The sequence below is a fragment of the Neisseria sp. HMSC068C04 genome (genome assembly GCF_001810105.1).
Lineage (GTDB): Bacteria > Pseudomonadota > Gammaproteobacteria > Burkholderiales > Neisseriaceae > Neisseria > Neisseria flavescens_B.
The window spans coordinates 1-18,130 of the sequence record NZ_KV799919.1 but is presented as its reverse complement, the minus strand read 5'-3'; the positions used below and the strand labels follow the sequence as shown (position 1 = coordinate 18,130).

Below are 18,130 nucleotides of genomic sequence, written 5' to 3'. Positions count from 1 at the left end.
TGTTTTCAGACGGCCTTGTTATAGGGTTAACAGGCCGTCTGAAATGAAAACTTCGCGATTATACTCCAAATTTTAAACTTTATGATACCAATCAAGCACTTTTTTTACAGCTTCTTCGATAGAAAGGTTATCAGTATCTAAAAGCAGGGCGTCGGGCAGCTGTTTCAACGGAGCAACAGGGCGGCGGCGGTCTGCTTCATCGCGTGCTTCAATGTCCGACAAAATACGCTCGAATGCAACGCCTTCGCATGGGATACCGAGTTGTTTGGCACGACGTTGGGCGCGGACATTGGCACTTGCGGTCAGGAAAATTTTTAATGCGGCATCAGGGAAAATAACCGAGCCGATATCGCGGCCGTCGGCGACCAAGCCTTTATCAGTTAGGAAGTCGCGTTGGCGTTGCAAAAGGGCGGCACGCACTTTAGGCAACTGTGCGACGGCAGATGCGCCCATGCCGATCGCTTCGGTACGGATTTGCTCGGATACATCTTCGCCGTTTAATAATACGGCGCTGCCTTCAAATTGTGCGGGTAAAGTTTCTGCCAGTGTGCTGACGGCATCTTCATCTGTCCAGGCAACATTGTGTTTTTGTGCGTAAAGTGCGGTCAGGCGGTAAAGCGCACCGGAGTCGAGGTAAAGAAAACCCAAGGCTTCGGCTACGCGTGAGGCAACCGTCCCTTTACCGGATGCGCTGGGGCCGTCGATGGCGATAACTTTTTGCTTGAGGCTCATGTGTTCTCCTGAATGCGATAGGTATTTGAATTAACCGTTTATTATACGTTGCTTTGGCCGTCTGAAAACGAAAATTTTTGTGTGATTCAGATTTGAGGGGAAGGCGGCTCGGCCTTATCGGGTATAATGGCCAAAATCATAATTTAACCGCTTTATCTGATTGTTCGGGCCGTCTGAAATAACGGGTCGGGAACGGTCTTAGAATTTAGAAACATTATGTTACAAACCGATAATCTTACTTCTGCACAACCTCAGCGCATTATCACTGCTCAAAATATTTCCGCTCAGGAAGAATTGCTTGAACGCGCTTTACGTCCGAAAACTTTAGACGACTATATCGGGCAGGATAAAGCAAAAGAGCAGTTGGCCATTTTTATTCAGGCGGCGAAAAAACGTGGCGAAGCGCTTGACCACACTTTGTTATTTGGCCCTCCGGGTTTGGGCAAAACTACTTTGGCGCACATTATCGCCAAAGAGTTAGGCGTTAATTTGCGTCAAACCAGCGGCCCGGTTTTGGAACGTGCCGGCGACCTTGCAGCCTTGTTAACCAATCTTGAGCCGCATGATGTGCTGTTTATCGATGAAATCCACCGCTTAAGCCCAGTGGTTGAAGAAATCCTTTATCCTGCGCTTGAAGATTATCAGTTGGACATTATGATAGGCGAAGGGCCGGCCGCGCGTTCGGTCAAAATTGATTTGCCGCCGTTTACATTGGTGGGCGCGACGACCCGTGCCGGTATGCTGACCAATCCTTTGCGCGACCGTTTCGGTATCGTGTCCCGATTAGAGTTTTATCAGAATAAAGATTTGGCGACTATTGTTGCCCGTTCTGCACAATTGTTGCAGTTGGATATGGGCGACGAGGGCGCGATGGAAGTAGCCAAGCGTAGCCGAGGTACGCCGCGTATTGCCAACCGCCTTTTGCGACGTGTGCGCGATTATGCCGATGTGAAAAACAACGGTGTCATTGATGCGGACATTGCCGATGCGGCTTTGAGTATGCTGGATGTGGACGGGCAAGGTTTGGATGTGATGGACAGGAAATTCCTTGAGGCGATTCTGCACAAGTTCAGCGGCGGTCCTGTCGGTTTGGAAAACGTGGCTGCTGCGATTGGTGAATCGACCGATACCATCGAAGATGTGATTGAGCCTTATCTGATTCAGCAGGGCTTTTTGCAGCGTACACCGCGCGGACGCGTAGCAACCGAACGAGCCTATCTGCATTTCGGTTTGAAGGTCCAAGAATAATAATGAATGCCGTCTGAAAACTGCTTTCAGACGGCCTGATACTTTCAATTTCATATGATTGTCGGCAAATATCTGTCGATAATCGGTTAAAATGTCTCCCTTTTCTTTTTTGAAGTTTCCCCATGAATATCTTATCCGTAGAAAATGCTTCTTTTGCCGTCGGCCACGTCGCATTGCTCGATAAAACTTCTTTTCAACTCGACAGCGGCGAGAAAATCGGTTTAATCGGCCGCAACGGTGCGGGTAAGTCTTCGTTTTTAAAAATTCTTGCAGGCGTACAAAAGCTTGATGACGGGCAGATTATTGTTCAAAACAATCTCAAAATCGTTTATGTGCCGCAGGAGTCCTTTTTTGATAAGGAAGCAACCGTATTTGATACCGTTGCCGAAGGTTTGGGCGAAATTCGCGATTTATTGCGTCGTTATCATCATGTCAGCCATGAGTTGGAAAATGGTTCGAGTGAGGCTTTATTGAAAGAGCTTAACGAATTGCAACTTGAAATCGAAGCGAAGGACGGCTGGAAATTGGATGCGGCAGTCAAGCAGACTTTGGGCGAACTCGGTTTGCCGGAAAACGAAAAAATCGGCAACCTCTCCGGCGGTCAGAAAAAGCGTGTCGCCTTGGCGCAGGCTTGGGTGCAAAAGCCTGATGTATTGCTGCTGGATGAACCGACCAACCATTTGGATATCGACGCGATTATTTGGCTGGAAAACCTGCTTAAAGCGTTTGAAGGCAGCCTGGTTGTGATTACCCACGACCGCCGTTTTCTGGACAACATTGCCACGCGCATTGTCGAACTCGATCGCGGCATTCTGCGCTCCTATCCTGGCTCGTTCTCCAAATATAGCGAGAAAAAAGCGCAAGAGTTGGCGGTCGAGGCGGAACATAACCGCTTGTTTGATAAGTTCCATGCTCAGGAAGAAGCATGGATACGCAAAGGCATCGAAGCGCGCCGTACCCGTAATGAAGGCCGCGTGCGCCGTTTGGAAGAGTTGCGCCGCCAGCGCGCCGAACGCCGCAATGTACAAGGGCAAGTTAACTTCAAGCTCGATAGCGGCGAAAAAAGCGGCAAAATCATCGCCGAATTGGAACATGCTTCGTTTGCCTATGGCGACAAAGTCATCATGGACAAATTCTCCGCCATTTTGCAGCGCGGTGACAAAATCGGCTTAATCGGCCCAAACGGCATTGGCAAAACCACCTTCCTCAAGCTGATTTTGGGCGAATTGCAGCCGACCTACGGCAGAATCCGTATCGGCAGTAAGCAGGAAGTTGCCTATTTCGACCAGTTTCGTAGCGCGTTGAACGAAAACGACACCGTGTTTTACACGCTCGGACAGGGCAATGATTACGTTGAAGTCGGCGGTAAGAAAAAGCATGTGATGAGTTATTTGGAAGATTTCCTGTTCCATCCAGCCCGCGCACAAAGTCCTGTTTCATCACTCTCCGGCGGCGAACGCAACCGCCTTTTGCTGGCAAAACTCTTTACCCGTCCTGCCAATATCCTGGTCTTGGACGAACCGACCAACGACTTGGACATCGACACTCAAGAGCTACTTGAAGACTTACTGCGTGATTATCAAGGCACGGTATTTCTTGTCTCACATGACCGTATGTTCTTGGATAATGTGATTACCCAAAGCATTGTTTTCGAAGGACAAGGCCGTCTGAAAGAATATATCGGCGGCTATCAGGACTATATCGACGCAAAATCGCGGGAAGATAAAATTCAGACGGCCTCTGCGCCTAAAGCGGTTGCCGAGCCTGAGAAAGTCAAACCCAAAGCCAACCGCACGGTCAAACTTTCCTATAAAGAACAGCGCGAACTCGATGCCCTGCCTGATGAAATCGCAGCTTTGGAAACCGAGCAGGCTGAAATCAATACCCAGCTTTCCGATCCTGAAATTTTCAAAGATTACGAAAAAGCAGGTGCACTGCAAAGCAGGGCTGAAGAAATTGAAATGCTGCTTTTGGAAAAGCTGGAACGCTGGGAATGGCTGGAAGCGAAACAAAATGGCGAAGCGGTTTAAATTGGGAATTTTGTCCCAAAGTAGGGCAGGTATTTTTCTAAATCATGCCGTCTGAACCCTGAATATTCAAAAACAAGGTCTACAACCACATGAAAAAAGTCGAGAAAAACGTATTGGTGCTGCATAGTGCTAAGGAAATGTTTGAGCTGGTGGACAAAGTTGAGGACTATCCAAAATTTTTGCCGTGGTACAGCAAGACCGAAGTCATCGAACGCAAAGGCAATGAGCTAAAAGCGCGCCTGTTTATGGACTATATGCGCGTCAAACAGTCATTTGCGACGCACAACCACAATATCCCGGGGCAGGAAATCCGCATGGATTTGCTCGAAGGGCCGTTTAAAATCCTGCGCGGCACTTGGAGATTTATCGATTTGGGCGATGATATGTGCAAAGTCGAATTCAGATTAGAATACGATTTCTCCAATGCCGTACTTTCAGCCATGATTTCCCCGGTGTTCGGACATCTCGCCGGTACGCTGGTGGATGCTTTTATTAAAGAGGCCGACCGCCGTTATGCTTGAGATTGAAATTGTTTACGGACTGGCCGAGAGGCAAGTGTTGAAGAGCATGGCCGTTGTCGAAGGTACAACCGTACGCGAAGCTGCCTTGAAAAGCGGTTTGGAGGTAGAGTTCCCAGAGTTGGATTTACAGCAAGCGCCTTTGGGTATTTTCGGCAAGGCAGTGAAAGACGAGACTGTGTTGCGCGATGGCGATCGGATTGAGGTTTATCGTCCATTGTTGATTGATCCTAAAGAAGCGAGACGTAAACGCGCAGGGCAAGAATAAATCAAAGGCCGTCTGAAACTTTTTCAGACGGCCTGTCAAACTGAAAGAACAGTAATGAGCTTGAAAATTAAATTAATCGTCGGTTTGGGCAATCCAGGCCAAGAATACGAACAAACGCGCCACAATGTCGGCTTTTGGCTGTTGGACGAACTGGCATGGAAATGGAAAGTCAATTTTAAAGACGAAAAGAAATTTTACGGCGAAGTAGCGCGCGCCACTACGCCTGATGGCGATGTTTGGCTGCTCAAGCCAATGACCTTTATGAACCGCTCCGGTCAGGCAGTAGCCGCTTTGGCTCAGTTTTATAAAATCAAGCCGGAGGAAATCTTGGTGGTTCATGACGAGCTGGATATTCCATGTGGCCGTATCAAATTCAAACTTGGCGGCGGCAACGGCGGACACAACGGCCTTAAAGACATTCAGGCTCGTTTGGGTACGCCCAATTTCTACCGCCTGCGCTTAGGCATTGATCACCCTGGCGACCGTAATTTGGTTGTCGGTTATGTGTTGAATAAACCGTCGGCGGAACACAGACAGCAAATTGATGACTCCATTGCCAAATCCCTGCAAGGATTGCCGGCTGTGTTGAATGGCGAATGGGAAGAGGCAACACGTTTTTTACACAGTAAGTAAGCGTACCCAAATCAAACGGGTAGCCTTGCACATCATGTTCAGACGGCCTGAAAACAGACGGCGCAGTCTGACTAGCGATAATCCAATCAAAGAACCAGTAAATATGAACGAACTGACCAACCTTATGCAGACCGAAGCCCCAGGCATTGTTGGCGAAACATTAGACTTCTGCCTTTACGAATGCAGTATTGAAGATGCCCCGGATGCTGAAGAAGTGGCACAATGGCGTGATATTTTGAAGGCACGGGGTGGGAAATTTGTCCGCTTGGCAGATATCTGCCAAACATGGTTGGATGAAGAGGCCGACAAATGAAAGCCTTGCCATTAAACAAATTTACTGCCGCTGCCTTGATCTGGTTTGCCGCCGCCATTTATGCCTTACTTTTCAAAGAGGGCGGCAATAGCGCTCCACCATTTCCCCATTTTGATAAAGTCGGTCATTTCGGACTGTTTTTCGGTCAGGCATGGCTGTGCGCAAAAATATTTATTCAAGACAATAGGAATATTCCCTATAAAGGCATTCTGCTTGCCGCTTTATTGTTTGCAATAGGCAGTGAGTTGGCTCAGGCATTTCTGACTGCTACGCGCCAAGGTTCGATTGCGGACGGCATTGCCGATATGGCAGGTACAGCTGCGGCGCTGTGGTTTGCAGAAAAAGTAAAAGCAGCAAAAAGTTAGACATATTTAAAGAAGTTAAAAGGCCGTCTGAAATCCTGAGAAATAGGTTTCAGACGGCCTTTCGTTACTTGATGCATGAGGCCATTATTGCTTCATGATAAGAATTAGAATGTTACGCGTACACCGGCAGATACTTCGTGAGTATGGAACTTAATGCTATTCATTTTGCCCCAATAGTTGTAGCGATAGCCTGCATCCAAGGCAACGTTAGGTGTTACTTCGTAGCTTACGCCAGCCATTGCTCCAACACCAGTTTTAGTATCACTACGTTCATAATATGAATTAGCTGTCTTGACTTTTGCAGAAGCATGATTAATAGCCACACGAGCACCTACATAAGGTTTTACAGGAGCTTCCAGATCAAAGTCATAAATAGCAGAAACGCCGGCACTGTGGTATTTACCTTCAGCATCGAATGAGGCAGTGTTGATTTTTTCAGACTTATAATGGGTATAGTCAGCGGCAACACGGAAATCACCGAAATCGTAACCGGCAGAAATGCGTGGACTAAAACCTTTAACCGAGCCACTGGCATTATTAGCTTTTTGTTTTACAGTAGCATGACCAGCATCAGCTTGAACATAAAAACCTTTGGTTGCATCAGCCAATGCGAATGTAGGCAGGGAAAGAGCAATCAGTGTTACCAGAACTTTTTTCATTGTTTTGTCCTTAATGTAGGATTAGGAGTAGTGAATAATCGCCGGGATTGTTCATTCCCAACAATTATTCTGATTGTATTTTCTTGTCCTAAATTAAGCAAATCTAAAAATGTTTTAACTGTTGTAAAAAAGCACTTATAAAAAACACTGTAACAAGTCGTTTAAGAACAAACGGCCTTGCTCGGTCGGGCGGAACACAGTCGGGTCTGATTCAAGCAGGCCTTTTTGTCTGGCGGTTTCGATTTGAGCCATGATTTTTGCAGTGGGTACGCCGGTACGTTCCTGCAGCATTGAAGCAGGTACACCGTCGGTTAGGCGTAGGGCATTCATCATGAACTCGAATGGAAGGTCTTCGGCAGCAACGGTTTTGCGTTCAACGGCTTCATGCGGATTGCTTTGCATGGCGGCAAGATAGTCGTTGGGATGGCGACGGCGGACAGTTCGCTCAATACGGTCGGGATAGGAAATTTTGCCATGTGCACCGGCACCTATCCCCAAGTAATCGCCGAACTGCCAATAGTTCAAATTATGGCGGCACTGCATATTAGCTTTTGCAAAAGCCGATGTTTCGTAGTGAATAAAGCCTGCGCCTTCCAATTCGCCATGTACGGCATCTTCAATATCCAATGCTGCTTCATCTTGTGGCAAACCTTTTGGCGGTGTATGACCGAAAGGCGTGTTCGGTTCCATTGTCAGATGATATGCGCTGATATGAGATACGCCTGTTGCGATAGCGGTTTGCACATCGTTTAAGGCCGTCTGAACCGTTTGGTTTGGCAGGGCATACATCAAATCGATATTGACTTTATCAAATAATTTCAATGCAGTATCAATAGCTGTCAGGGCTTCTTTGCCATTGTGAATGCGTCCCAATCGAGCAAGCATATCGTCGTTAAAACTCTGCACGCCGATAGACAGACGCGTAATGCCTGCGTCTTTAAATCCCTGAAACTTCTCAATTTCAAATGTGCCGGGGTTCGCTTCCAAAGTAATTTCCGCTTCGGGTTGCAAACGCACTAATGAACGCACACCGCTTAACAAGCGGTCAATTGATTTCGCTTGAAACAGGCTGGGTGTACCGCCGCCGAAGAATATCGTTTCCACCGGTCTGCCCCAAATATTGGGCAATTCAAGCTGCAAGTCGGTTAATAGAGCATCGATATAGGCTTCTTCCGGCAGGCCGTTTTTGAGGCTGTGGGAATTAAAGTCGCAATATGGACATTTTTTGATGCACCAAGGAATGTGGATATAGAGTGATAAGGGAGGCAGGGCGGTTAGGTGGCCGGGGCGTTGGAAGGTGATTTGGGTCATGGTATGTGTTGAGGTTCAAGGCCGTCTGAAATTTTTAGGCCGTTATTTTAACTGAAATGTCGGCCATGAAAGTAATCAGTAGGAAATTTGCGAAGTCTAAGCGCTCAAAAAGACTTCAATTTCTTCTTCTGATAATTTGGAATTGCAGACGGATTTTATTTTACCTTGTGAGATTTCCAGTAATGCGGGAACAGTTTTGATGCCGTATTGTTCACGAAAAGTTTTTAAAGCTGCTTTGTTGCTGCTGTCAGTAAAGTGAATGGTAAGCTGCTTGTTTATGGAAACGGTAGACAGTTTTGCAACAAAACGGCGGCAGTATGAACAACTTGGTTTGCCTAGAAAGATGATAGCAGTTTCTTGACTGTCAATGAGTTGAAGAAGTTTGTCGGGTGTGGTTGGGATGAAGGCAGCGACGTGTTTTGCAAAGACTGCCAATTCTTCAGGTGTGGGCTTGGGCATGGGAATGAATGTGAGGTAGGCCGTCTGAAGGTTTCAGACGGCCTGTTGTTAAAGTCTTTTGCGTATCCAAGACGAGAGTTTTGGTGCGCCGAATAGCAGGAAAATGCCGATAAAAAGCTGCGCGATGTTGGCAAGTATACCGGCTTGGTTTTGTGCGCCGAGGTCCGCCCAAACGGATGTATGTGTGTCGATAGCAATAGACTGTACAAAAAGATAGAGAGAGAACTGGTAAATTAGGTCGGGGATAGCTTGGAAAACAGTATATATGCCTATTAATACAATACCGGTCGTCAGCCATGGTGCAGGGTGTTTTGGGGCTTCCTGTACGGTTTGCAGATGTTCGGGCAACAGGCGGTTGGCAATGGCGGCAGGGAAACACCATAGCAGCAGCCATGCAATTAAATACAAGCCGTAGAGCATCAGTACGGATGAGATTTGTTTACTGTCATACATGCTTTCTGTCTGTACGAATATGGTCGCGATGCTGCCAAGCGTTTGTACGATACCGATTAAAACGACCAAGCGGATGGCGACAATCAGGATTTGCTTAGGGGACATGGATTTCTTTCATTATTTGTTGGATTTAGAACATCTAAAAAAACGTTTCAGGTTTTCAGACGGCCTGCTATCGATTTATAAGGTTTCGATTTTTCTTAATAGTTCACGCAATGCTTGGGCGCGGTGGCTTTCAGCATTTTTGATTTCAGGATCAAGCTCGGCAGCGGTGCAACCGTGTTCGGTAAGATAGAAATGTGGGTCGTAGCCGAAGCCGTTTGTACCGGCTGCCTCGGTCTGCCATTGTCCGCGCCAGATGCCTTCGGCGATGATGGGTTGCGGGTTGTTTTCGTGGCGGATGAGGACGAGTACGCAGACGTAGTAGCAGCTTTTGTCATCTTTATCGGCAAGATCGGCAGAGAGTTTGGTGTTGTTTGCGGTATCGGATTTGGGGTTTTCACCTGCATAACGTGCGGAGAAAATGCCGGGTGCGCCGTTTAAGGCATTGGTGCAGATGCCGGAGTCGTCGGCAAGTGCGGGTAAGCCGCTGTATTTGGCAGCATGACGTGCTTTAGCCAGGGCATTTTCAACAAAGGTATGGTACGGCTCGGGACATTCGGGCGTATTGAATTGTGATTGTGGCAGGACTTCGATGTTTAAGTCGGCAAAGAGGCGGGAAAATTCTTTGAGTTTGCCTGCGTTGCCACTGGCAAGGACGATTTTTTCAAACATGGTTTTTCCTTAATGGTTTTCGGTTTGCTGCATACGAGCCATTTGTGCGTGTGCTTTGTGGCGGATGTAAAGGGCAAGGCTGCCGATTTGGGCAAAAACGGCTGCAAAGGCAAACAGAAAGGCGGCAACGGCAAATTGTTTGCTGTGAATGCTCAGAAGATAAGCGCCCAACAGAATCAGTACAATAAACATCAGGGTAAACAGGGCGGTCAGGAGCAGATAGGCTTTTTGTCGGGTCATGGCAGCTTGGGTAAGGGGGAAAAATGTTCTGATTATAACGTCAGATTGGGAATTTGAAACCATGCCGTATTCGTTAAAAAGGCCGTCTGAATATTTCAGACGGCCTTAAGTCGAATAACGGATTAACGCAATTCTGTGTGCAGGCGGCTCAACAATGTGGAGGCATCGCTGCCTTTGTATGGGCTGCCGTCTTTGTTCAACAGGTGGAGGCGTGCGCCATTGTTGATAGGCTCAACATATACGATGATTTCAGGATAAGTTTTTGGCGTTTCCACTTTGCCTTTGCCAAATACGCGTTTGAACAGGCCCGGTTTTTTATTGGCAACTGCTTCGCCTTCGGTTGGCGCTTGTTGAACCAAGAAAGCGCGGCGTTCTGCATTTTGACCGATAACAGTCAGGCCGATGCGGTCAAGCGCAAGGGCGGTACGTCGCCAGTTGCGACCGTAATCGCCTGCCAGCAACAAAGTGCCGTTGTCCACACGCGCCAACTCAGACGCATTGCTGCGAGCAGCAACGCTTTGGGTCAGAGCCTGTTCGGCTTGCTGACCGTCAACGCCCAAATATTGCATAAAGCGGGCGAGGAATGCGGCTTCAAGGTTAGGGTCGTTTTCGCCCGGCTGCCACATCGTAGTGTCTTTTTTGCGGTCGGCATAAACTTCTTTCATGCCTTTGTGGACGAAGAAGATGTCGGTCGAACCGTTTTTACCTTGTTCGATGCGGATAATGAACTTGTCGCGTTCGCTGGTAGAGTAGATGCCGCCCAAGCCGACTTTATCCAGCAGGCGGCGCAGGCTGTCTTGAGGGATTTTGGCTCGGTTTTCCGCCCACTCGGTTTCCATTTGGCCGATGGCTGGTTCTTCGGATTTGATGTCGAAGCCGTTTTCTTGCCAGAATACTTTCAGCAACGGCCAAATTTCGCGAGGCGATTTGCCTTCGACAACCAACCAGCGTTGGTTGCCATCACGCTCAAGGCGTACGCCTTTAACGGATTTCAAGACTTCTGAATTGGCAGGCTGTTGTACGGCTTGGGTGCGGCGTTTGTTGAAATCACTGGCACGGACGGCGCCGCTGCCTACCGGTAATTGATAGAGGTTGCCTTGGTCTGGGTTGTTCAAATCAGGTGGTACTTCCAGTTTGACCAAGCGGTGTGATTGACTTTGATAGTCGAGTTTGGGTTGTTCTTTTTTGCTGCCGGAACAGGCAGTCATGCTAATCAGGGCGAGGGCTACTACGATGGGTTTGATATAGGTCATCTTGTTTTCCTGTGGATGAAGTTCTTAACAGGGAGGCCGTCTGAAAAGGGTGTTTGGGATTCAGACGGCCTTATTTCCGGATCAGATTTGTCCTGATTTTTCCAGAGCGGCTCGGACTTTGGCTTGACCGGCTTCGGTCAGTGCTACCAAAGGCAGACGAACATGGGGTTCGCATTTGCCCAATAAGCTCAGCCCCCATTTGGGCGCGGCTGGGCTGGGCTCGCAGAACATGGTGTTATAAATTGGGATAAGTTGCTCGTTTAGACGACGGGCGGTCGCAATATCGCCCTCAAGGGCGGCTCGGCACATGTCGGCAAAGAGTTTCGGTGCAACGTTGGCTGCGACGGTTACCACGCCATGACCGCCACACAGCATGAAAGGCAGGCCGGTAGGGTCATCGCCGGATAAAACGACAAAACCTTCGGGAACGCTGTTGATCAATTCGATGTTGTTGCCGATATTGCCGCTGGCTTCTTTTACACCAACGATATTCGGAATCTCGGCCAAACGCAAAATAGTGTCGTTGCTCATGCTGACGACGGTACGGCCGGGAACATTATAGATAACCATCGGAATCGAAGTGGCTTCGGCGATGGCTTTGAAATGTTGGTAAATGCCTTCTTGCGAAGGTTTGTTGTAGTAGGGAACAACAGATAAGGTATAGTCCGCACCGGCTTGCTCGGCGGCTTTGGAAAGGGCAATGGCTTCGACAGTATTGTTGGCGCCTGTGCCGGCAATAACGGGAACGCGCTTGTTGACGTGTTTGACAGTGGCTTCAATAACGGCCAAATGTTCTTCGACAGGCAGGGTGGCTGACTCGCCGGTGGTGCCGACTGCGACGATGCCGTCGGTGCCGTTTTCAATGTGCCAGTCGATTAAGTCATGAAGTTGTTCGTAGTTGATGCTGCCGTCTTGATTCATCGGAGTAATCAGGGCAACCAGACTGCCTTTTAACATACGGAAACCTTTAATTTTATAGTGTGGGTGAATTATGCAGTGGATTGTAGCTTACTTTGTTGTTTGTGTGAAACATATCCGCTAAGCGGCCTTGCCGTTTAATGGTGACTTGTCATTATCTTAATGAATAATACATTTTTAAATCATTGGTTTGTTTGTTTTGAGATGGAAAAATAATGTCAAGAATTAAAATGTGTTAAGGCGGTTTGAGGCCGTCTGAAAACGGCTGGGCGGAACTTTCAGACGGCCTGACGGTTTTGAATTTGCTGATACATTTCAAATTGGTTAAAATACGCATCTTAATATTTTTTAACGATTCTTGAGAGAAGGTTCAACATGGCCGGAATGACTGAAAAACAAGCGGAATCGCTTGATTTGGTTTATGGTTTGGAAGATAAGCCGCCGTTTGGGAATGCGTTGTTGAGTGCAGTTACGCACCTTCTGGCGATTTTTGTCCCGATGATTACTCCGGCACTGATAGTCGGCGGGGCGTTGGAGCTGCCTGTTGAAATGACGGCTTATTTGGTGTCGATGGCGATGGTGGCTTCCGGTGTCGGCACTTATTTGCAGGTCAACCGTTTCGGGCCGGTCGGTTCGGGCATGTTGTCGATTCAGTCGGTCAACTTCTCTTTTGTTACCGTGATGATTGCACTCGGTACCGGTATGAAAGAGGGCGGTTTGACTAAAGATGTGATGATTTCAACGCTTTTGGGCGTGTCCTTTGTCGGCGCGTTTTTGGTGTGCTTCTCCGCTTGGCTTTTGCCTTATTTGAAAAAAGTGATTACGCCGACTGTAAGCGGCGTGGTCGTTATGCTGATCGGCTTGAGCTTGGTACATGTCGGCATTACCGATTTCGGCGGCGGCTTCGGTGCGAAAGCAGATGGCACGTTCGGCTCGATGGAAAACTTGGGTTTGGCATCGCTGGTGTTGCTGATTGTATTGGTTTTCAACTGCTTGAAAAATCCATTGTTGCGCATGAGCGGTATCGCGGTGGGTTTGATTGTCGGTTATATTGTTGCGCTGTTTTTGGGTAAAGTGGATTTTTCCGCCCTGCAAAACCTGCCGTTAATTACCCTGCCTGTTCCGTTTAAATATGGTTTCGCATTTGATTGGCACGCGTTTATCGTTGCCGGTGCGATTTTCTTGTTGAGCGTATTTGAAGCGGTAGGCGACTTGACGGCGACTGCGATGGTCTCCGAGCAGCCGATTGAGGGTGAGGAATACACTAAACGCCTGCGCGGCGGCGTATTGGCAGATGGTTTGGTGTCTGTGATTGCGACTGCGTTGGGCTCTTTGCCTTTGACTACTTTTGCGCAAAACAACGGCGTGATTCAAATGACCGGCGTGGCTTCGCGCCATGTGGGCAAATATATTGCGGCGATTTTGGTATTGTTGGGCTTGTTCCCTGTTATCGGCCGCGCGTTTACCACGATTCCGAGTCCGGTTTTGGGCGGAGCGATGGTATTGATGTTCGGCCTGATTGCGATTGCCGGCGTGCGGATTTTGGTCAGCCACGGTATTCGCCGTCGTGAAGCTGTCATCGCGGCAACTTCTGTCGGTTTGGGTCTGGGCGTGGCATTTGAGCCGGAAGTGTTCAAAAACCTGCCGGTATTGTTCCAAAACTCAATCTCTGCCGGCGGTATTATGGCGGTATTGTTGAACTTGGTTTTGCCGGAAGATAAAACCGATAAAGCGGTTAAGGTGGAAACCGACAGTTTGGATCATTAAGCAAGCTTTATTCAAAGGCCGTCTGAAGTTTCAGACGGCCTTTGCTTTTTCGGCTATAATATTGTTTTTATTTGTTATCCGAGTGGTTCGGATAGCTCTACCCGGAAAGGTTTTATATGACGGTTTATTCACTTTTTATCACTTGTCCCCGCGGTTTGGAAGCGCCTTTGACGCAGGAACTCGAAAACATGGCATGTCAGGATATCCGCGCTGTTGACGGCGGTGTGGCATGTAAAGGCACGATGGAGCAGGTGTATCGCATCAACCTGCATTCGCGCGTTGCCAGCCGTGTTTTGCTGCGTTTGACCAAAGGCGGTTATCGCAACGAACACGATATCTACAAATTGGCACGAAATCTGCATTGGACAGGTTGGTTTAAACTGGAGCAGACATTCAAAGTCAAAGTCGAAGGCAAGCGCGCCAATTTGAAAAGCTTGGATTTTGTCGGTTTGAAAATCAAAGATGCCGTCTGCGATGCCTTCCGCGATATTTATGACGCGCGTCCGAGCGTGGGCAAAATCAACCCCGATATCCGCATTCATGCCTTTATCGATGAGCGCAATGTAGAAATCTTTATCGATACTTCTGGCGAAGCACTCTTCAAACGCGGCTATCGTCAGGATACCGGCGAAGCGCCATTGAGGGAAAACTTGGCGGCAGGTTTGCTGCTTTTGGCTGGCTACGACGGTACGCAACCTTTCCAAGACCCGTTTTGCGGCAGCGGCACGATTGCCATCGAGGCTGCATGGATTGCGACACACCGTGCGCCGGGCTTGATGCGTCGTTTCGGTTTTGAAAAACTGCAAAACTTCGACAAAGAAAAATGGCAAGCCCTGCGCCGTGAAGCTGAAAAACAAATCAAACCGGCTGCCGCGCCCATTTCCGGCAGCGACAACGACCGTTATATGATCCGCGCCGCATTGGCCAATGCTCAAGCCGCCGAAGTGGATAATTTCATCCGCTTTGACGTGCAAGATGCGCAGGCCGCGCGACCGAACGGCGAACACGGCATTATGATTTCCAATCCGCCTTATGGCGTGCGCCTTGCCGAAATTCAGGCTTTACAGGCGCTTTATCCTCAACTGGGCACATGGTTGAAACAGCATTACGCAGGTTGGCTGGTTGGGATGTTTACCGGCGATCGCGATATGCCGAAATTTATGCGCCTTTCTCCGAAGCGTAAGATTCCGCTGTTCAATGGCAACTTGGATTGCCGATTGTTTTTGATGGATATGGTTAAAGGCTCGAATCGGGGTTAAAACCTGAAATTGAGGCCGTCTGAAAGATGATTTCAGACGGCCTTTTTTTATTTTTTTTGGATAGACTTTGCTATAACGGATTTTGCTTCTCTTTTTTTTAATTTCAAGCCGTCTGAATCGTGTTCAGACGGCCTTTTTATTAGCTTAAAGTCGAACCTATTATAGTAATTTACAATCATTTAAATAATAAAAATCTATTAAATAAGTAAAATACATTGTTAAATAAAAATACCATATCTAGTAGTCTTGTGTTTTAATTCGCACTATATCTTGTGTTTTTTGGTATTGCAATGAGCAGCTTGAAATTTACAATTGAGCAAATTGTATGGCAGGAAGTGCCGGGCGAAGTGTCGCTGGCGTTTCTGTTTTCCGGCTGTCCGCTGCGTTGCAAAGGTTGCCATAGTGCCGATACATGGAAAGAGGGTATTGGCACAGAATTGACCGAGGATTATTTAAAAGGCCGTCTGAAATGCTATCGCGGATTAATTAGCTGCGTGTTGTTTATGGGCGGGGAATGGCAGCCGGAAGCTTTACAGAAAATGCTGGGCATCGTGACGCAGGCGGGTCTGAAAGCCTGCTTGTACACCGGCTTGGAGCGTGAGGAGTTGGAGGCGGTTTCAGACGGCATTCTGCCTTATTTGACGTATCTGAAAACTGGCCGCTGGCAGATGGAGCTGGGTGGCTTAGACAGCCCGATCACCAATCAGAAGTTTGTCGATTTGCGCACGGGTGAAGTGTTGAACCGATTGTTTATCAAAGACAAACCCGTGCCTAAAGTGTTTCCAGTGGCTTCAATTTAGCCCGGTGCTGTATTGCACCGATTTAAATTGAATTTATTGTATTCGCTGACAGCGATGTTTCAGACGGCCTGACCGTCATTGCTTGATAAATCATCCAAACCATATAGGAGAATTAACATGATTCGGCTGCATCCCGAACAGTTAAACGGAAAACTACAATTCATGCGCGACTACATCAGTGCGCAAAACGCGGCGGACGGCTCGAAAATGGACGCCAACGCCAACGTTACCCAGAAAAACATCGCCACGATGGAAGCGGAAATCATGAAAGACTTTTTCGTGCAGATTAACCGAGCCCAAGTGTCGCGCAAAATCGCCGAAATTTTCGACCAATCCGTTGCCGACGAATACATCCGCCAGATTGAGGCACATGAGATTTATGTGCACGACGAAACCAGCCTCAAGCCTTATTGTGTGTCGGTTACGCTGTATCCCTTCCTGCTCGACGGGTTAAGCAAACTCGGCGGCGAATCCAAAGCGCCACAACATTTGGCATCGTTTTGCGGCTCGTTTATTAATCTGGTGTTTGCTATCAGCGCGCAGTTTGCCGGTGCGGTGGCGACAGTGGAATTTTTGACCTATTTCGACTACTTCGCCCGCAAAGACTACGGCGACGATTATTTGGAAACCCACGGCAAAGAAATCGCCAACCACATGCAGCAGGTGGTGTACAGCATCAACCAGCCCGCCGCCGCGCGCGGCTATCAGAGCGTATTTTGGAATATTTCCGTTTACGATCAATACTATTTCGACGCGATGTTTGGCGATTTCGTCTTCCCCGATTTCAGCAAACCGGTGTGGGCGAGTGTGGCGAAGCTGCAAAACTTCTTCCTCAAATGGTTCAATCAGGAACGCACCAAAGCCGTTTTGACCTTCCCTGTCGTTACCGCCGCGATGCTGACCGATGGCGGCAAATGCAAAGACACCGTGTTCGCTGACGTAATGGCGAAAGAGTTGGCGGAAGGCAATTCCTTCTTCGTCTATCTTTCCGACAACCCCGACTCGCTTGCTTCCTGCTGCCGCCTGCGCAATGCCATCGAAGACCGTACCTTCAGCTACACACTCGGCGCGGGTGGCGTGGCGACCGGTTCCATCAACGTCATCACCATCAACATGAACCGGCTGGAACAAGACGGGCGCGACCTTGCCGCTGAAGTCGCCAAAATCCACAAATACCAATACGCCTACCGCAAACTGATGGAAGAATACCAAGCCGCCGGAATGCTGCCCGTATACGATGCAGGCTTTATCACGCTGGACAAACAGTTCCTCACCATCGGTATCAACGGTATGGCGGAAGCCGCCGAATCGCAAGGCATCAAGGTCGGCTACAACGACGACTACATCAACTTTGTTCAAGGCCGTCTGAAAACCATATTTGACGCCAACCAAGCCGCCAGCAAACACTACGGCGTGAAGTTCAACACCGAGTTTGTTCCCGCCGAAAACCTCGGCGTGAAAAACGCCAAATGGGACAAAGCCGACGGCTACCAAGTCAGCCGCGAATGCTACAACTCCTATTTCTACGTCGTTGAAGACGAAGAAATCAACGCGCTCGACAAATTCCTGCTGCACGGCAAAGAACTAGTGGACTGGCTCGACGGCGGCTCCGCGCTGCACCTGAACCTCGACGAAGCCCTACCCGAATCCGGCTACCGCTCGCTCTTGGACATTGCCGCACAAACCGGCTGCAACTACTTCTGCGTGAACGTGCGCATCACCATCTGCAACGAATGCGGCCACATCGACAAACGCACCTTGCACGCCTGTTCCGCCTGCGGTAGCCACGATATTGACTACGGCACCCGAGTGATCGGTTATCTGAAACGCGTATCAGCATTCAGTAGCGGTCGTCGCAAAGAACACGCGCTCAGACATTATCACCGTAAAGCGGCGTAATCGTTGAAAAAAGGATTACTTAAAAAGCAAAGATAGTGTATTGCACAGTCAAATAACTTTACATTTCTTGATGTTGTAATAATGCGCACCCCGACTTGTTCGGGGTGTTTGTTTTGTTTCAAACGGTTTTAATGTTTTTATTTATGTTTTATTTTCAATAAATTGAAAATTTGCCAGGCTTTTGGCCGCGTTAAATCTATTTATATCTTTCCACTTGGAAATCTTGGCCGT

At 48.4% G+C, this 18,130-nt stretch carries 20 protein-coding genes; 11 read left to right on the top strand and 9 right to left on the bottom strand.

Annotation, left to right across the window (positions count from 1 at the left end):
* Positions 1 to 72: 72 nt before the first annotated feature.
* Entirely contained in the window at positions 73 to 732 is a 660-nt protein-coding gene (gene cmk / locus HMPREF2700_RS02445; RefSeq protein ID WP_070589749.1) for a (d)CMP kinase, read from the bottom strand.
* A 216-nt stretch (positions 733 to 948) separates the two neighbouring features.
* On the opposite strand from cmk, the gene ruvB reads away from it, so the two are divergent.
* The 7 genes from ruvB to HMPREF2700_RS02410 all read left to right on the top strand — a co-directional run bounded on the left by ruvB (position 949) and on the right by HMPREF2700_RS02410 (position 6,107).
* Positions 949 to 1,980, top strand: a complete 1,032-nt coding sequence (gene ruvB, locus HMPREF2700_RS02440) for a Holliday junction branch migration DNA helicase RuvB (protein WP_070589747.1) — start codon at positions 949 to 951, stop codon at positions 1,978 to 1,980.
* A 122-nt stretch (positions 1,981 to 2,102) separates the two neighbouring features.
* A complete protein-coding gene (locus HMPREF2700_RS02435; RefSeq protein WP_070589745.1) occupies positions 2,103 to 4,010 on the top strand; it encodes an ATP-binding cassette domain-containing protein in 1,908 nt (635 codons plus the stop codon).
* 89 nt (positions 4,011 to 4,099) lie between these two features.
* Complete coding sequence (locus HMPREF2700_RS02430; protein WP_070589743.1) at positions 4,100 to 4,531, top strand: type II toxin-antitoxin system RatA family toxin; 432 nt, start codon at positions 4,100 to 4,102, stop codon at positions 4,529 to 4,531.
* A complete protein-coding gene (locus HMPREF2700_RS02425) occupies positions 4,524 to 4,796 on the top strand; it encodes an RnfH family protein (RefSeq protein ID WP_070589742.1) in 273 nt (90 codons plus the stop codon). Before HMPREF2700_RS02430 ends, HMPREF2700_RS02425 begins: the two co-directional genes overlap by 8 nt.
* A 54-nt stretch (positions 4,797 to 4,850) precedes the next feature.
* Positions 4,851 to 5,429 carry an aminoacyl-tRNA hydrolase gene (pth, locus tag HMPREF2700_RS02420; protein ID WP_003683307.1) on the top strand — a complete coding sequence of 193 codons (579 nt, stop codon included), beginning with the start codon at positions 4,851 to 4,853 and terminating at the stop codon, positions 5,427 to 5,429.
* 103 nt (positions 5,430 to 5,532) lie between these two features.
* Positions 5,533 to 5,742: a dioxygenase gene (locus HMPREF2700_RS02415; protein WP_070589741.1), complete on the top strand. Its 210-nt coding sequence runs from the start codon at positions 5,533 to 5,535 to the stop codon at positions 5,740 to 5,742.
* Positions 5,739 to 6,107, top strand: coding sequence for a VanZ family protein (locus HMPREF2700_RS02410; protein ID WP_070589739.1), 369 nt, complete (start codon positions 5,739 to 5,741; stop codon positions 6,105 to 6,107). Before HMPREF2700_RS02415 ends, HMPREF2700_RS02410 begins: the two co-directional genes overlap by 4 nt.
* Positions 6,108 to 6,211: 104 nt before the next feature.
* Here HMPREF2700_RS02410 and HMPREF2700_RS02405 read toward each other — a convergent pair whose 3' ends face one another.
* The 8 genes from HMPREF2700_RS02405 to dapA all read right to left on the bottom strand — a co-directional run bounded on the left by HMPREF2700_RS02405 (position 6,212) and on the right by dapA (position 12,213).
* Positions 6,212 to 6,766 carry an opacity family porin gene (locus tag HMPREF2700_RS02405; RefSeq protein ID WP_070589737.1) on the bottom strand — a complete coding sequence of 185 codons (555 nt, stop codon included), beginning with the start codon at positions 6,764 to 6,766 and terminating at the stop codon, positions 6,212 to 6,214.
* A gap of 135 nt (positions 6,767 to 6,901) precedes the next feature.
* Positions 6,902 to 8,077: a radical SAM family heme chaperone HemW gene (hemW, locus tag HMPREF2700_RS02400; RefSeq protein WP_070589734.1), complete on the bottom strand. Its 1,176-nt coding sequence runs from the start codon at positions 8,075 to 8,077 to the stop codon at positions 6,902 to 6,904.
* A gap of 96 nt (positions 8,078 to 8,173) precedes the next feature.
* On the bottom strand, positions 8,174 to 8,536 hold the full coding sequence (locus tag HMPREF2700_RS02395; RefSeq protein ID WP_070589733.1) for a DUF6568 family protein: 363 nt from the start codon (positions 8,534 to 8,536) through the stop codon (positions 8,174 to 8,176).
* 48 nt (positions 8,537 to 8,584) lie between these two features.
* Positions 8,585 to 9,094 carry a hypothetical protein gene (locus HMPREF2700_RS02390; protein ID WP_070589730.1) on the bottom strand — a complete coding sequence of 170 codons (510 nt, stop codon included), beginning with the start codon at positions 9,092 to 9,094 and terminating at the stop codon, positions 8,585 to 8,587.
* Between the two features lie 75 nt (positions 9,095 to 9,169).
* The gene (gene rdgB / locus HMPREF2700_RS02385) at positions 9,170 to 9,763 is read right to left on the bottom strand and encodes an RdgB/HAM1 family non-canonical purine NTP pyrophosphatase (protein ID WP_070589728.1); all 594 of its coding nucleotides are present in this window, start codon (positions 9,761 to 9,763) and stop codon (positions 9,170 to 9,172) included.
* A 9-nt stretch (positions 9,764 to 9,772) separates the two neighbouring features.
* Positions 9,773 to 10,003 carry an NGO_0222 family membrane protein gene (locus HMPREF2700_RS02380; protein WP_070589903.1) on the bottom strand — a complete coding sequence of 77 codons (231 nt, stop codon included), beginning with the start codon at positions 10,001 to 10,003 and terminating at the stop codon, positions 9,773 to 9,775.
* 122 nt (positions 10,004 to 10,125) lie between these two features.
* Positions 10,126 to 11,256 (bottom strand): outer membrane protein assembly factor BamC, encoded by a 1,131-nt coding sequence (gene bamC / locus HMPREF2700_RS02375; protein ID WP_070589726.1) that lies wholly within the window; start codon positions 11,254 to 11,256, stop codon positions 10,126 to 10,128.
* Between the two features lie 81 nt (positions 11,257 to 11,337).
* Positions 11,338 to 12,213, bottom strand: coding sequence for a 4-hydroxy-tetrahydrodipicolinate synthase (gene dapA / locus HMPREF2700_RS02370; protein ID WP_070589725.1), 876 nt, complete (start codon positions 12,211 to 12,213; stop codon positions 11,338 to 11,340).
* Between the two features lie 336 nt (positions 12,214 to 12,549).
* On the opposite strand from dapA, the gene HMPREF2700_RS02365 reads away from it, so the two are divergent.
* The 4 genes from HMPREF2700_RS02365 (at position 12,550) to nrdD (ending at position 17,899) form a co-directional block, all read left to right on the top strand.
* Positions 12,550 to 13,941 carry a nucleobase:cation symporter-2 family protein gene (locus HMPREF2700_RS02365; RefSeq protein ID WP_063075522.1) on the top strand — a complete coding sequence of 464 codons (1,392 nt, stop codon included), beginning with the start codon at positions 12,550 to 12,552 and terminating at the stop codon, positions 13,939 to 13,941.
* Between the two features lie 116 nt (positions 13,942 to 14,057).
* Positions 14,058 to 15,200: a THUMP domain-containing class I SAM-dependent RNA methyltransferase gene (locus HMPREF2700_RS02360; protein WP_070589723.1), complete on the top strand. Its 1,143-nt coding sequence runs from the start codon at positions 14,058 to 14,060 to the stop codon at positions 15,198 to 15,200.
* A gap of 290 nt (positions 15,201 to 15,490) precedes the next feature.
* Positions 15,491 to 16,000, top strand: a complete 510-nt coding sequence (gene nrdG / locus HMPREF2700_RS02355) for an anaerobic ribonucleoside-triphosphate reductase activating protein (protein ID WP_070589721.1) — start codon at positions 15,491 to 15,493, stop codon at positions 15,998 to 16,000.
* A 117-nt stretch (positions 16,001 to 16,117) separates the two neighbouring features.
* Positions 16,118 to 17,899, top strand: coding sequence for an anaerobic ribonucleoside-triphosphate reductase (gene nrdD / locus HMPREF2700_RS02350; RefSeq protein WP_070589719.1), 1,782 nt, complete (start codon positions 16,118 to 16,120; stop codon positions 17,897 to 17,899).
* The last annotated feature ends 231 nt before the right edge of the window (positions 17,900 to 18,130 follow it).

Excerpts from the sequence above, each read along its gene's own strand:
- cmk (WP_070589749.1), bottom strand. The coding sequence starts at position 732 with ATGAGCCTCAAGCAAAAAGTTATCGCCATCGACGGCCCCAGCGCATCC.
- ruvB (WP_070589747.1), top strand. The coding sequence starts at position 949 with ATGTTACAAACCGATAATCTTACTTCTGCACAACCTCAGCGCATTATC.
- HMPREF2700_RS02435 (WP_070589745.1), top strand. The coding sequence starts at position 2,103 with ATGAATATCTTATCCGTAGAAAATGCTTCTTTTGCCGTCGGCCACGTC.
- HMPREF2700_RS02430 (WP_070589743.1), top strand. The coding sequence starts at position 4,100 with ATGAAAAAAGTCGAGAAAAACGTATTGGTGCTGCATAGTGCTAAGGAA.
- HMPREF2700_RS02425 (WP_070589742.1), top strand. The coding sequence starts at position 4,524 with ATGCTTGAGATTGAAATTGTTTACGGACTGGCCGAGAGGCAAGTGTTG.
- pth (WP_003683307.1), top strand. The coding sequence starts at position 4,851 with ATGAGCTTGAAAATTAAATTAATCGTCGGTTTGGGCAATCCAGGCCAA.
- HMPREF2700_RS02415 (WP_070589741.1), top strand. The coding sequence starts at position 5,533 with ATGAACGAACTGACCAACCTTATGCAGACCGAAGCCCCAGGCATTGTT.
- HMPREF2700_RS02410 (WP_070589739.1), top strand. The coding sequence starts at position 5,739 with ATGAAAGCCTTGCCATTAAACAAATTTACTGCCGCTGCCTTGATCTGG.
- HMPREF2700_RS02405 (WP_070589737.1), bottom strand. The coding sequence starts at position 6,766 with ATGAAAAAAGTTCTGGTAACACTGATTGCTCTTTCCCTGCCTACATTC.
- hemW (WP_070589734.1), bottom strand. The coding sequence starts at position 8,077 with ATGACCCAAATCACCTTCCAACGCCCCGGCCACCTAACCGCCCTGCCT.
- HMPREF2700_RS02395 (WP_070589733.1), bottom strand. The coding sequence starts at position 8,536 with ATGCCCAAGCCCACACCTGAAGAATTGGCAGTCTTTGCAAAACACGTC.
- HMPREF2700_RS02390 (WP_070589730.1), bottom strand. The coding sequence starts at position 9,094 with ATGTCCCCTAAGCAAATCCTGATTGTCGCCATCCGCTTGGTCGTTTTA.
- rdgB (WP_070589728.1), bottom strand. The coding sequence starts at position 9,763 with ATGTTTGAAAAAATCGTCCTTGCCAGTGGCAACGCAGGCAAACTCAAA.
- HMPREF2700_RS02380 (WP_070589903.1), bottom strand. The coding sequence starts at position 10,003 with ATGACCCGACAAAAAGCCTATCTGCTCCTGACCGCCCTGTTTACCCTG.
- bamC (WP_070589726.1), bottom strand. The coding sequence starts at position 11,256 with ATGACCTATATCAAACCCATCGTAGTAGCCCTCGCCCTGATTAGCATG.
- dapA (WP_070589725.1), bottom strand. The coding sequence starts at position 12,213 with ATGTTAAAAGGCAGTCTGGTTGCCCTGATTACTCCGATGAATCAAGAC.
- HMPREF2700_RS02365 (WP_063075522.1), top strand. The coding sequence starts at position 12,550 with ATGGCCGGAATGACTGAAAAACAAGCGGAATCGCTTGATTTGGTTTAT.
- HMPREF2700_RS02360 (WP_070589723.1), top strand. The coding sequence starts at position 14,058 with ATGACGGTTTATTCACTTTTTATCACTTGTCCCCGCGGTTTGGAAGCG.
- nrdG (WP_070589721.1), top strand. The coding sequence starts at position 15,491 with ATGAGCAGCTTGAAATTTACAATTGAGCAAATTGTATGGCAGGAAGTG.
- nrdD (WP_070589719.1), top strand. The coding sequence starts at position 16,118 with ATGATTCGGCTGCATCCCGAACAGTTAAACGGAAAACTACAATTCATG.